We start from the raw sequence: 13,306 nt of genomic DNA, 5'->3' as shown, positions 1-13,306 counted from the left end.
TGGGACATGATCATCTCGGAGCAATATTAAGTGAAGAAAATGACTATTTCTTTATTATTCTTAATGTTTACCGCATCTAGTTATTCGGGAAATTGTTTTTCAGTCACAATAGATAAAAGCAGTGAAAAGAGTCGACTAATCTCCAAACTCCCGCCTGAACCCGGTCCAGAAAACAACAGAACGCTAGCTGGTGTTGATTCCGATGGCGATGGTGTAAGAGATGATATCCAGCGATATATACTACTGAACTACGAAGATGACGAGGCTATGAGATTAGTTTTGCTTCAAACTGCTAATGTAAATCAGTTAAAGCTAACCCAAGCACATGATAAAGAAGCGTCAAGAATGAATGCAATTCGATCATTGAGAGCGATTGAGTGTTCAATGTATATCGGTGGTGAAGAAGTATTTAAGGACACAAATAAAGTCACAGCAATGCAAATTAACACCCGAGAACGTTCAAAGGCTTATGACTTGTTCCATGAGCAGATAGCTGGAGCCATAACTATGGGTAAAAGCTATAAGGAATACTACAAATCCTGTACCTTTGATGTACGAACAGTTATGGGACGCAAGTAATAGTTAGAACTAAGGTGGTGTGTTGACCGAGGTTGCCATACTTGGAGTAATCTGAGTAGTTGGAATGTTTTATTGATTGTAACTTGGAAATGTCCAAAAATCACTTAGGACAATCCGTGCAAGCATTAGAGCTAAGCTAACTGCCCTCTTAGACGGTTCGGTCGTGCGTGACTCTCTTTCACGACTATCGTTCTTAAATCTCGTAACGAAACTCTCGCTGGGTAGAATCCAAATAAACGTAGCAACCGTACCTGTTATACCCAAAGCTAAAATAACAACCTCGCAAAGAAATGTATTTTAAGAACAAAAAAGTCGCGGAAAAACCGCGACTTTTCAATTGGTAGCTAAAGGTTAGCCTTTAAAAGTTATAGTTATCGTGACTATTGCTTAATTCATAAAATGTCACTTTCGCGTAGTCATCGTCATTACTGGTATTGTCCTGTAAATAAATGCCTGCTTTAAAGTACATATAGTTACTTGCATCGTCGTATCCACTACCAGACATGTCTACACTCTGGTAAGCCAGTTGACTTCCGCCTTGGCTTATCGAAACGGATAACGTATCGCCGTCAACGGTGATGTTGTAAGAGAACTCTTCATTTAACGCAATGCCATCACTTGGATTTGCTGTTGAATTTAGGTTACCGCTAGATGTCACCATGTTCCCGAGCAGGTTATACCAAGTTTCGTCACCGCCATCAGATTTAGACGTTTCATGAGCAAAGTAAATTGCACCGTTCGTGTTACCAGGGAGTTTGTGATAGTAAAGTCTGATTGGCTCATTATGCTCCGCATGAATCTGACCAATAACGATTCGACCGACCTGCTCTTGGTTAGAAGTTGTAGTTGTAACATGATTTACAGCAAGAGTTGCGTCCATAACACCATCAATCCCACCAAAGTCGGAGTGATTACTTGATGGAATGCTTGAGAACGCCCAGTTGTTCTCACTACCAGTCGTTGATTTTGAAGTATCACCACGACGAAGCATCTCACGAAGTTCTGTACGAACATACTTCGTGTTTTCCGATGTTTTGTAACCTTTCACTGGTGTATAAAAAACCATCCCACCGTCACTACCTGTGTAGAAATAGTCATCTTCGTAGCTCGCCGCTAGCTCATTTTCTTTAATGGATGTCGCGTAACCATCCCCTTCATCAACAGGGACACTCAGGTACCAGTCAAGTAAATCAAAGTTAGATGAAGGCGCTTTTGTCGGATCTAAATTGTAATTATTGGCTGTGGAGCTACCAAGGATTTCTACTTCAGTGATATTTGTCCAGTCACTTCCGGTGCTATTACTAAAAGATTTTATGCGTAGCCATCGAGCTTGGATCGTAGAAAAATCATAAGTTTCAAAGTCTTTAGTCGTTCCACTGCTATCACCAGCGTAAACCTTGTCCCAAGTACTACTTGTGTCATCAGCCCGAGCACGAATTTCAAATTTGTTTGTGCTCTCATCTCCCCTTCCCCAAGCAACTTTGACGGCTGATACAGCCTGAACACTACCGAGATCTAATACCAAATTAACTTCAGAGCCAGAGTCGAGCGCTGCCCATCTTGAGCTCCAATCTTTACTCCCATCAATAGCATTAGATGCCGGGTAATTAGCATGAGCTCCTCCCCAGTCTGATGCGCTCTCAATGTTTAAAGTCGCAGCATTTGAAAATGAACTAACAAGCATTAAAGCAGCAACGCTCCCTTTCGATATAGTAATCATGTACAAAACCTTATAATTAGTAGTTAAATAACATTAATCACCAACAAATTGGCTGATAATCATAGCTTCTCTCACATCCCTAACCGTCACGTAATAATGCAAAGCCTTATTTTTCAAATCAATAAAACCAAACATGCCGGAGGAATAAGGTATTTATACTTAATGAGAGGTTAAAAAAACGCCACCTCACACTCATATTTTATATTTAAATAATACAAATAAAGAAGTTGTGAACTAATACAAAGATTAGTCTTAAGTGTCTTGAGGAAAGTAAGATTTCGTCTAGGGGAGTCTTAGGGGAAAAGTGCAGATATAAACTAATGAGTCTTGGTAAAGTTCGCGGTTACGCAAAACACATAATAAAGTGACAACGCTCGTATCTCACTATTTAAAGAATCGGATTTGCTTCGATAGATAATAAAAGCCCCCAGCTACAAAGCTAAGGGCGAAGATAGTTAATCAACTAAAATTGATAGGACTAGCCTTGGTACTTACCAAAAGATTGATCTAGCTTGTAGAAAGTTGCTTGAGCGTAATCATCTGGATTGCCGTACATATTCTGGTTGTAAACACCGGCCTTGAAGTACATGTATCGGCCACCTTCATCATAACCACTGTCACTCATATCAACGACTTGGACGACATCATCTTTACCGTCACGTTTTACCGTAACTGTCATCGTGTTGCCTTTCACATCAATGATGTAGCTGAATTTTTCACCTAGTGCGATACCATCGTTACCGATTTCACCAGTCATATCACCAACCAGGCTGTAGTAATCTTCAGTACCTGTTTTGGTTTTTTCGTGAGCGAAGTAAACCGTACCTGTTGGCTGGTCTGGTAGCTTACGGTAGTAAAGGCGAATTGGCTCATCATCTTTGTCATGGATCTGACCGATAATGAAACGACCAACTTCGTGTGACTGACCTGTCGTGGTTGCATGGTCAATCTTCAGAGTTGCTTCAAGCGTGCCATCTACCCCACCCGCTGCTTTCTGATCTTCTACCGGCGCTGAGCTGAATACCCAGTTATTTGGATTTACACCTTTTGTACTGTGAGACTTCTCACCCGCACGCAGCATAGTGCGCAACTCTGTACGTGCGTACTTAGTATTTTTAGAGGTACGTGCACCTTTTACATAGCTCTTGAAAACCATGCCGCCATCATCAGCTGTATAGAAAATTTCAGGATGTTGGAAGCCGTTAGCCATATCCCATTCATCGACATCATCCGCACGACCGTCTTTGTTATGATCGAAAGGCGTCGTCAGTTTCCAACGCGTCAGGTCAAAGTTTTGGCCAGGTGCATTCTTAGCTAGTGGAGCTGCCGGTAGCGTTGGGGATGGCATTGCTTTAGAAAGATCACATGTCACTGTCGTTTCGCAAGGACGGACGATTGGTTCTCCGAAATCACCTTTGCGATTATTTTTAAGGAGTTCCTTTTGCGCTTTTTCCTTAGCCTTCATTGTAGCAATCATAGTCGCTTCAGCTTTAACAACATCATCGGTAATGACATGGCTTGCCGGGCACGCATTGATTCCACAGTTAACTGCCGCTAGTTCAGTAACAGCGTTCCATTGGTTTTTGGTATTGCCGTGGCCAACGTAACGTACATAACGAGCTTTTACCGCAGGCTCGAACTGGAAGCGCTCCAGACCAAGAGCACGACCGGAGCTTTGTGCACCCTCAATAACCGTAACCCAGTTTTCACCATCTGTGCTGAACTGAACATCAAATGACGTCACACGTTCGTTACCTTTACTAAACGACGCTTGGATTGCATCGAACTCATAAACTGAACCGTAATCCAACATTGCCCACTCACCGTCACCGTTCGCTGCCCAGCGAGTCATAATATCTTGGTCAAGTAAGTTCTCAGGCACATTACCATCATGGCTACTCGCCGTGATTGCAACAGGAGTTAGAATGTCAACACCGGTTTCTTGATTGTTTGGGAAATCAGCCTTCGCAGTTGCAGTGCTGTTACAACCAACAGCCAATAGGATTGAAGAAGCTAACAAGCTCTTGAGGTAAATATGTTTCATTCGATCTTTCACCCGTTATAATAATACAATTATGTCGTACTAAATGAATCTAATTTTAGAGTTAAGGAAAAGTGCGACGTCCCTAAGCAACCAATTGGCAAGCTTTAGAGTAACTATCTGCCATTGATTTGAATACATTATTACATGATAAAATAATACAAATAACCCCAAATGGCGATAAATGAGATCGGGGTCTTATAGTCGCGGGCTCGATGTTCGATTTACTATCTCTACTTCACACTAAGCAAAAATCTAGTAAAAAATCAGCCTCAAATAAATGCAAAAAAGCCGGTTGATAACGAATATCAACCGACTTTAATTGCGTTGAAACTAGGAGCTAGAATTAAACTAACAAAGGTTAATTAGAAGCTGTATTTCAAACCAAGACGTGTTCTTAGCTGACGATCATCTTCTGCTGATGAGCCGTAATCAACTGTCCACAGCTCCATGTAAGGACGGAATTGGCCCATTTGGTAACCAACAATGATACCAGCGTCCCATTCAGAGTCTTTACCGTCAGAAAGGCGCACTTCGTCGTAGTTTTGGTTGTAGTTAATCTCGTAACTTAGTTTGATGTTATCAAGGTAGTCTTTATCAAGCTGCTTTAGGTCATAAGAACCGGTAAGTGTCCACTTGCCCTGCTCAACCGTTTTTCCTGCAACACTTACTTTTGAACCGTCTGTCAATGTCTTGCTGCCTGCGTCATCAGTATAAACCTGGAACTCGTGACGGTAACGCAAAGCGGTGCTTAAACCAAAAGAGGACTTGTAACCAACACGAAACTGCGGTTTGTAAGTGGTTTTTTCATCACCAAATGTTAATGGCATACCTGGTTGTACAAACCACTGCTTGTTAATGTCGTAACGTACACCCCAATCAAACTCAGAATCACCAGCTTCAACTTGATCCCAAAAGTTTGAATTATCATTGCTGCTAAATTTTTGCTCTACACCAAAACCTAGTTTAATATCATCAGTGATTTTTGCACCACCACCAATTTTAATGCGTTGAGAATATGTTTCATCATCGTGTTTGTACTCTGCACGGTAGTCTAGCGTTGCAGCGGAAGCGGCACCTGCTAGCAATGCAGAAGATACGAATAGGGATACTTTAGTAACTGCTTTCATGGTTATATATCTCTCTGTATATTTTTTGGTACGGGTAGAACCCTTAGTGTTAAAAATCATATTGAATTAATGTATGACAAATATATTACTTAAGTGACAGTGAAAGTTCTGTGATATCAGTCATGAAAGCTATCCCCTAGCCTTATTTGTAGTATTATATATCTATTTTTGTTGGCTAGATCCTGTTTTTGACCTCTTTTCAGCGGTTAGATTAAAGCGGAGTCACGTATTTCGAGAGCCAGATCGGGTATGGATTCTTTTATTTGGATTTAAATGAACATAAATACAACCGCACGATTTCCAAATGCGAAAGAACAACTCGTACTAAAAACAACGATCTAGTACCTACTCGTTACGAGCCCCATAAAAAGCCGGAACAAAACCATTCTGATGTTTTCATGTCACCTGCCTTGAATCATATGGCTATAAAGATATTTCTATTTAGTAACACGTTCATCGCTGTAATGAGCAGTAAAATATTAGTCATATTCAAATGGTTTGTTTCATCTTGACTATCAATAGACGAACGATTTTCATATTAGAACCACCAGCTATTGTATTACTATTTTGATCATAAAATCGTTGCTAGTGTGAACGAAAACTGGTTTTAGGAGTACAGATTTCACTAGACAAGTTCCAAAACGGAAAAATACAACACCTCATTGTATGACAAGCAAAGCCAATCTATTTATGGCTGAAATAACAACATCCTCTCTTATTTATTACTATTCGATTATTTGTACAAATCTCCCGCTGTACATAACTCGGAACAAGCACAAATAATACACTAATAAATATAGTGAGTTAACGTTTAAAACCAACTGCTCCAGCTAAGTTACAGCATCTAACTGAACAAGAAACCAACACATCCGTTCTAATTCGAATACTGCACAACGATCAATTTTGTGTGATTTATTCATCATTTCAACAGGTAATCTATGCGTTGAGTGTGAGTGAGATCATTCTATTGGTTAAACCCACTAGATGCCCCAACTCAATTGTCTAACAATAAGACATTAAATATGGATGTATAACAAAAGTGAGTACCTATCATGCGAATTACGAAAATTGCTGCAGCAATTGCTATTTCTACTGGCCTGCTAGCCGGATGTAACACTGATCTGAGAGACGAACCGACGACTACAACACCTCCCCCGGTAGAAACAGAGTCTACTTTGAGTGCTGGTATGTGGGACATCTCGTCACCGGTAACGGCTGTTTCTTCGGAAGATCCAAATAACCTGCCAAATGTATATGTCTTTAAAGATGGTACACAAAAATACTATAACGATGATGATAACTTCGGTACCTACACAATTTATACTTCAACATATACTGAAGATGCTGACGCTGACACACTTACGTTCAATCTTTATGACGAAACTGATCTGGACAACGTTACAGAGCTGAGTGGTACTTACGAAATTTCTGACGGCGTACTAACTATTTCCGGTACAAACAACGGTGAAATTACCGCAAGTGATGAATCAGAAAACGAGTTAGTAACAGCGGCTGTAACAACAGCGAATAGCGAAGCAGGTATCAATAACATTGTACAAATTCTCGATACTAACAAAGGTGGAACTGTAGAAGATACCGGTGAACTTCGTATCAAGTTGTCTGAATCTACCGCTGTTTCAGAAATATCAGCAGGTCGCTTAACAGTCGATTTAGCGTATCAACATCATGAAGAAACAGAGCAAGACGTGGATGGTACAGGTGATAATGCCTACATCTCATTTTATGCAGCGAAGACTTCAAACTCTAACTTGCATGGCGAGGTAGCATTTGAAAACGGCGTTATTAAATATCGTGACGCTAGTGGGAACTTAACCGAAACCGACGGTACTTTTGAATTAGGCAAAAACCTTGCGGTAGAAGTCAACTGGGAACCAGAGGCGTTCTCTTTCTCTGTCAATGGAGTTGAATATGCGAACAACTTCCCAGTAGCAGACGGTACCGCTGTAACGACTATCGCAATCAGACTAGGTGACAACGGTAACACGACTAACTTTGAACTTAATGCTGACAACCTAGCCATCTATTCAAGTGATTCTGGTTCTGAAGAGTTAGTTCTAGAAGATGACTTTGACAGCTACGCGTCAGGTTTAGACCTTTCAACTGTCTACAATAACAACTCTAGCGAAGCGATTATTGTATCTGAAGGCGGTGAGACCGGCCCAGAAACACCAACTGGAGACGTAACAGACAATTTCGATTCATACGCTGTTGGCACAAACATCAGTGAAGCAAGTGCAAGCTGGATCGAATATAACACTGATATAGCGAGAGCAATCGTGAGCGATGACCAAGCGAAAAGCGGTTCAAATTCATTGCTAATTGATGATACGGACCCAGCGACGAAGCCTATAGTTGCACGCGAATTCGTTGCAGGAGCTATAACAAGTGGTAGTGTATCGTTTGATGTATTTATTCCTTCAGATAACGAAAAGACGACCTACATAAACATTGGTTCCGGCAAAAACAATGCAGATCGCTATTTTGAATTGAGACTATCAGGCAGCGGTAAGGTTGAGGCAGAAGCAGGGGCGGATGATATTGAAATCGGCTCAGTAACAACAGATGCTTGGAACTCTATGTCTTTAGCTTGGGATGGTGATAATGTCACTATTTCAATTAATGGAACTGATGTTGAGATGACACAATCCGAGACAGGTTTGGACGCTAATAATATCCCTTCGCAGTTCACTATGTATGTTGGTGATAATAGTGGAATTGCTACTAAAGCGTACTTCGACAATATAGACTCAGAGCAGTTCTAAACTCGTTTATTAACCTACTGTACTAAACCAGGCTTTCGGGCCTGGTTTTTATTTGTCCCTATCTTTTATTGATAATTAAACCGTTCCCATAAATAACTCATCATCAAAGCTATAGACCCTAAGAGTGACTTTCACTAATGGTAACGTTCTAAACCCTTTCAATTGGGTTGATTGGACATCATTAAAAGCAAGTAACAAGTTTGAAGCAGCGAGTTGTTACAATCAAAGACACCTAACGTTGCTATAACCAGCGAGTCTATTCACCGCAAAAGTGCTGATAAATAAAGGGTTACTGATTTACCTATCCCCTAGTTCGTTTATTCTGAATAGATAAACAGGATCAAAAAAGCCCCACCCGGTCAGGTGAGGCTTAGGATAGCGTTAATCTATTTTGATTCGCTGTTTATTTTACTTTCCGTTTAGCTTCAGCTTAGAAAACGTAACGCTGTTGTAATCACCGCTTTTCTTGTCGATAGCAAAATCACCTGTACCCGCACAGCCTGTACCCCATACTGGGTGAGATTCACTTACACTACACTGTCCATAAGCACCTGCTTTGAAGTAGAACATGTCTTCTGCATAACCGTGTTCGAAATCTTTGTCATCTACGCCTTTACTCAGGTCTATCGAGTAAGTCACAGTGTCGTGACGTGCAGTTTCAAACGTCAGGTTCATCATAGTACCAGCCACTTCAATCTTGTAGCTGAACTCTTCACCTAGAGCGATGCCTGCTTTTCCTGGCTCTTCATGGTTTTCCCAAGTATTGCCCCAAACTGGGTAAGCGATATCAATGCGATTGGGGTCATTTTTCGCTAGGTTACGCTCGTAGTTCCAGAATACCGAACCCATCTCATGACCAGGGAACTTCTTATAGAAAATCTTAATGGGTTCATTCCCGTGGCCGTACCCTTTGCCTTCTTTGATTCGAGCATCAATTTTTTTCGCATGAATTTGGCCAACCACAACAGAGTGCGCAGGTCCTCTTTCCGGGAATTTAGCATGCTCGGAAACATGGTCGACTTTCAGTGTTGCTTCAAGAGTACCGCCAACTTGGCTGTGCTCTGACGCTTGAGGATGGCTAGAAAGCGCCCAATGGTTTTGTAGATCATCGGTATTGATAGAGAAGTCTGCACCACGAGGCATTTCACGTAGCTCAGAGCGTGCATTCTTTGAGTTCTTAGTTGTTACTGCTTTGTTGTGAACTTCAAAAACTAAGTTCCCTTCTTCATTAAGAAAAAAGAAATCCTTGTGCGAGTAACTCAGCATCGCAACACCTTCAATTTCATCCACTTTTCCATCTTCGTTGATGTCAGAAGGGATAGTGATTTTCCAGTTTCTCATGTCGAATTTATCAGCTGGAACTGGGTAATCGATGCCATTATTTAAATCAGAAGCAATTGCGAATGTAGGTAGAGCTAAAGCCATTGCGGCTACTAGTACGTTGTGTTTCATCGTCAAACCTTACTATATGTAATATTGTCATACATATAGTAAGGAAAGTAAGGAACTATTCGAGCGAATATGTCACGATGTGTTTTACCGATCACAATTTATAAGAGGCTTCTACAACATCTGTGATCTTGCTTAATTTCTTAAGAAAAAAGAACTTAGAAAGATTAGGTAGAAACCTTCTGTAAAGTTCTACCTAAATGGAAAAGTTGGTTAGTCGTACATAAGCTTATCGGCATTTTTCAGGTCAAATTCGTTTAACGCTTTACGAGCTAAATGCCTGAATGGCCATGCTTTAACAACTTCTTCAAAAGGCATCACAGCAAACGCCCAGAAAATAGAAAGATCCAAATATAAGATCGCCAACGCACACAGTGGGATAGATATGATCCATTGGCCCGTGAAGTTTATCTTAAAGACTTCCGTTGTTTTCCCAAGTGCTCTTAATATATGGCCATGCACTGTGTTGTACCCTCTTACGACAGGAAGAAAGATGTACAACGGCGCAATGGCGGAAAGCGCTAAATACGTGTCTGGAGCCAAATCTGGGTATAAATCTGGTAATACAAAGCTCAGCGCAAAAAATAACATCGCAGATACAATTGAAATCGTCACTGCCATATCAATACTGATATCAACATTCTTGCGCAATTCGTCCATTTGCCGGGAGCCAATCGCCTGGCTGATGGTAATTGCTGAAGAATGTGCCCAAGCAGTAATAAATTGCGTCCCCGCTTTAACCCACGGCATTACAATTGTCATCGCCACATAGGCATTAAGAGTAAGCTGTGAGTACAGCAACATATAAATCGTGGCACCCGTTTGCAGCATAGTCACATTTGCAGCAACAGGGAATATTTCTTTGAAGTGATTAAGAATATTACTCTTAAGTGAAGCATCGAGGCTCTTCATCGACAAAACAATGGAATCATCAACTTTGATACACATTGTCAGATACAAAAATCGTATAGCAATAGCAACTAAACTTCCAGCCGCTGCACCTTGCACGCCGATTCCTTCAAAGCTTAAGGCCCCATGAATAAGCACATAAGACATGGCGACATTAATAGGAAGCTCGATCAGGTATCCTTTGAAAGGGACTTTAGTTCTCCCCAACGCGTTGAATAGCGCGATCATCACCTGTGTAATAGCGTTAAATATGATGATGTACTTCGCTACTCCAATATATCGCTGAGTTTCTGCATAAAGCGATTTATTATTAGTTAAGTAGCTTATCAGTGCATCGTCAAAAGCAGCCAATAACGTCCAGAAAATTATCGCGACACAAACGTTGATGCTCAAGCCAGCCCAGAATCCTTTGTTTAAAGAGAAGCTCTTTCCCGAACCTACAGCGCGGCTTAAGACCAGTTGAGAGCCATTGGCCAAGGCCATTTGAGTGCCCAAAACAAATGAAATAACAGTGGTCGCGATACCCATTGCAGCAAGCGATACTTCACCAAGTGGAGTAACAAGAAAAGTATCAATCATCAGCATTGACTGCATGAGTAATGCGTTGAGAGCTAGCGGCCAGGCAAGTGATAAATTTTTTCTGATATAAGACTGAGAAGACATCATTGAGCCTTAGGAGAGAGTTAATCACATCGAATTGTGTAGCTTTTAAACTTCACGTATTTATAAACGAAACGATGTGTATATTGGTTTATGTTATCCATTGACTACTTTAGAGAGTTTCTGGTTTTCGTCATTTAATAATGTTTGCGAAGCCAGACGAGCTTGAAATTGATTACCTGCCATAATGGCATCATAAATAGAGCGGTGCTCATCTAGGCAAAACCTTCCCCCTTCCACTGATTCATCAATAAACAGCTTAAAAATAGTGGAAAGAATATTGCTAAAAGGGATATAAAAATGGTTTCGAGTACAAAGGAATATCGTTTGATGAAACAGGTGGTCATTAATTATCCAATCTTCATAATCATGGCGATTAGCCGCCATAGACATACGCTGAAAAATTACTGATAACTCTTTTCTTTGTTCTGCGCTCGCATTAATTGCAGCCAACGCACAAGCCTCAGGTTCAATCGCTTTTCTTAAGCCTAGGAACTGAGATAAGAATGGCTTGGTGTCCTCTAAATCCTGAATCCATTCTAAAAGCTGAGGATCAAGAAAGTGCCAGTGATTTCTCGGAAGTACTGTTGTACCTACTTTCGGTTTGGATAGAATTAACCCTTTTGCAGAAAGCAGTTTGGTCGACTCGCGTAGCGCAGTACGACTCACTCCAAATAATTTGCATAACTCCAATTCACTTGGGAGTTTTTCATTTTGACCCAGTTCTTCTGATAATATTTTACGAGCGATCTGTCTAGCCACTTGTACATGTATCTTGTGGTTAGAATTCCCTACAAGTGAAAACTCTGCCATTTACGCTCCTCATTGCAATGCACCTATGTCATTCACGACTAATATGACCAAAAAATAAAAAGACCAGACGACACTGGCATTTTTTAAGGTCAGTATATTCGTCGTTTGGAACGAAATTAATCAGTGGTGCAGTTTCTATCCAACACCACCAATAAATCATACAATAACATTAATTTCAGTAAAAGCACTTATACTGTACTTTCTATACTCGAAACTAAATTTGGCATATTCACTTAAATTTTTGTGTGGACAATCACTATCATTGATTATTTGGGTAACCGTTATGTTCTAAAAACTTGGAGAAATTGTTGCGTTCTGACAGCAGCCTTAGTCATAAATGAGTAATCAACTAACAATGACATTATAAATAGTTCAGTTTCATATGTGAGCCCTTCTACTATTACGCCAACATCTGCTTGGTGAGCTACACTAGGAGTGGTATAGTGCGACTTAAATAATACATATTTGACTAAATTAAGTGATTTTATGTCTGGCGAATTTCATTCTATTTCAGGTTCTAAACGAAGCCTTCACGTGCAAGTAGCTCGCGAAATTGCGCGTAGCATTTTGTCAGGTAAGATTCCTCAAGGGTCTATCCTCCCAGGAGAAATGGCACTTTGCGAGCAGTTTGGCATCAGTCGTACTGCATTACGCGAAGCGGTAAAACTATTAACCTCTAAAGGTTTATTAGAGTCACGCCCGAAGGTTGGTACTCGGGTGATAAACCGCGCGTACTGGAATTTCTTAGATCCTCAATTAATAGAATGGATGGATGGTCTTACAGAGATCGATCAATTCTGCCACCAGTTTTTAGGTTTGCGACGTGCGATAGAGCCTGAGGCTTGTGCTCTCGCCGCGAAGAATGCAACGGCTGAGCAACGAATCCAACTTTCTGAAGCATTTCAAGATATGTTAGAAGTAGCAAAAGAAGACGAATTGGATAAGAAACGTTGGATGGATGTTGATATCCGTTTCCATAGCATCATTTTTAACTCAACTGGAAACGACTTTTTCTTGCCGTTTGGTCACGTTCTAACAACGATGTTTATCAACTTTATTGCTCACTCCTCTGAAGAAGGCAATACGTGTATCAATGAACACCGTGAAATTTACGAAGCAATTATGGCTGGCAATGCAGACAAAGCTCGTCAAGCATCTGCTAACCACTTACTTGAGTCTAAGCACCGCCTTCCAGCAGCGAGCTAAACCTCAAGCTTAAAGA

Annotated in this window: 9 protein-coding genes; 3 read left to right on the top strand and 6 right to left on the bottom strand. The window is 40.8% G+C overall.

All coding sequences use genetic code 11. The features are described 5' to 3' along the window. The first annotated feature begins 30 nt into the window (after window positions 1-30). On the top strand, window positions 31-579 hold the full coding sequence (locus LDO37_RS29360) for a hypothetical protein (protein WP_126607542.1): 549 nt from the start codon (window positions 31-33) through the stop codon (window positions 577-579). A gap of 358 nt (window positions 580-937) precedes the next feature. Here LDO37_RS29360 and LDO37_RS29355 read toward each other — a convergent pair whose 3' ends face one another. From LDO37_RS29355 to LDO37_RS29345, 3 genes are all read right to left on the bottom strand, one after another. Next, the gene (locus LDO37_RS29355) at window positions 938-2,299 is read right to left on the bottom strand and encodes a polysaccharide lyase family 7 protein (RefSeq protein ID WP_126607543.1); all 1,362 of its coding nucleotides are present in this window, start codon (window positions 2,297-2,299) and stop codon (window positions 938-940) included. Between the two features lie 478 nt (window positions 2,300-2,777). Beyond that, on the bottom strand, window positions 2,778-4,343 hold the full coding sequence (locus LDO37_RS29350; protein ID WP_126606635.1) for a polysaccharide lyase family 7 protein: 1,566 nt from the start codon (window positions 4,341-4,343) through the stop codon (window positions 2,778-2,780). A 362-nt stretch (window positions 4,344-4,705) separates the two neighbouring features. Next, the gene (locus LDO37_RS29345) at window positions 4,706-5,470 is read right to left on the bottom strand and encodes an oligogalacturonate-specific porin KdgM family protein (protein ID WP_126606636.1); all 765 of its coding nucleotides are present in this window, start codon (window positions 5,468-5,470) and stop codon (window positions 4,706-4,708) included. A 1,187-nt stretch (window positions 5,471-6,657) separates the two neighbouring features. Between LDO37_RS29345 and LDO37_RS29340 the strand changes: the two genes are divergently transcribed. Next, on the top strand, window positions 6,658-8,253 hold the full coding sequence (locus tag LDO37_RS29340) for a hypothetical protein (RefSeq protein ID WP_224056093.1): 1,596 nt from the start codon (window positions 6,658-6,660) through the stop codon (window positions 8,251-8,253). Window positions 8,254-8,661: 408 nt separating this feature from the next. Here LDO37_RS29340 and LDO37_RS29335 read toward each other — a convergent pair whose 3' ends face one another. From LDO37_RS29335 to LDO37_RS29325, 3 genes are all read right to left on the bottom strand, one after another. Further along, the gene (locus LDO37_RS29335; RefSeq protein WP_126606638.1) at window positions 8,662-9,705 is read right to left on the bottom strand and encodes a polysaccharide lyase family 7 protein; all 1,044 of its coding nucleotides are present in this window, start codon (window positions 9,703-9,705) and stop codon (window positions 8,662-8,664) included. 210 nt (window positions 9,706-9,915) lie between these two features. Beyond that, window positions 9,916-11,274 carry an MATE family efflux transporter gene (locus LDO37_RS29330; protein WP_126606639.1) on the bottom strand — a complete coding sequence of 453 codons (1,359 nt, stop codon included), beginning with the start codon at window positions 11,272-11,274 and terminating at the stop codon, window positions 9,916-9,918. 93 nt (window positions 11,275-11,367) lie between these two features. Next, window positions 11,368-12,084: a FadR/GntR family transcriptional regulator gene (locus LDO37_RS29325; RefSeq protein ID WP_126606640.1), complete on the bottom strand. Its 717-nt coding sequence runs from the start codon at window positions 12,082-12,084 to the stop codon at window positions 11,368-11,370. Between the two features lie 486 nt (window positions 12,085-12,570). Between LDO37_RS29325 and LDO37_RS29320 the strand changes: the two genes are divergently transcribed. Beyond that, the gene (locus LDO37_RS29320) at window positions 12,571-13,290 is read left to right on the top strand and encodes a FadR/GntR family transcriptional regulator (RefSeq protein ID WP_126606641.1); all 720 of its coding nucleotides are present in this window, start codon (window positions 12,571-12,573) and stop codon (window positions 13,288-13,290) included. Window positions 13,291-13,306 lie beyond the last annotated feature (16 nt).

Origin of the sequence: Vibrio penaeicida, assembly GCF_019977755.1 — a bacterium.
GTDB classification, from domain to species: Bacteria; Pseudomonadota; Gammaproteobacteria; order Enterobacterales; family Vibrionaceae; genus Vibrio; species Vibrio penaeicida.
This window is presented reverse-complemented; position numbering and strand designations above follow the sequence as displayed.

Coding starts and splice junctions, on each gene's coding strand:
- LDO37_RS29355 (WP_126607543.1), bottom strand. CDS start 2,299: ATGATTACTATATCGAAAGGGAGCGTTGCTGCTTTAATGCTTGTTAGT.
- LDO37_RS29350 (WP_126606635.1), bottom strand. CDS start 4,343: ATGAAACATATTTACCTCAAGAGCTTGTTAGCTTCTTCAATCCTATTG.
- LDO37_RS29345 (WP_126606636.1), bottom strand. CDS start 5,470: ATGAAAGCAGTTACTAAAGTATCCCTATTCGTATCTTCTGCATTGCTA.
- LDO37_RS29340 (WP_224056093.1), top strand. CDS start 6,658: ATGTGGGACATCTCGTCACCGGTAACGGCTGTTTCTTCGGAAGATCCA.
- LDO37_RS29335 (WP_126606638.1), bottom strand. CDS start 9,705: ATGAAACACAACGTACTAGTAGCCGCAATGGCTTTAGCTCTACCTACA.
- LDO37_RS29330 (WP_126606639.1), bottom strand. CDS start 11,274: ATGTCTTCTCAGTCTTATATCAGAAAAAATTTATCACTTGCCTGGCCG.
- LDO37_RS29325 (WP_126606640.1), bottom strand. CDS start 12,084: ATGGCAGAGTTTTCACTTGTAGGGAATTCTAACCACAAGATACATGTA.
- LDO37_RS29320 (WP_126606641.1), top strand. CDS start 12,571: ATGTCTGGCGAATTTCATTCTATTTCAGGTTCTAAACGAAGCCTTCAC.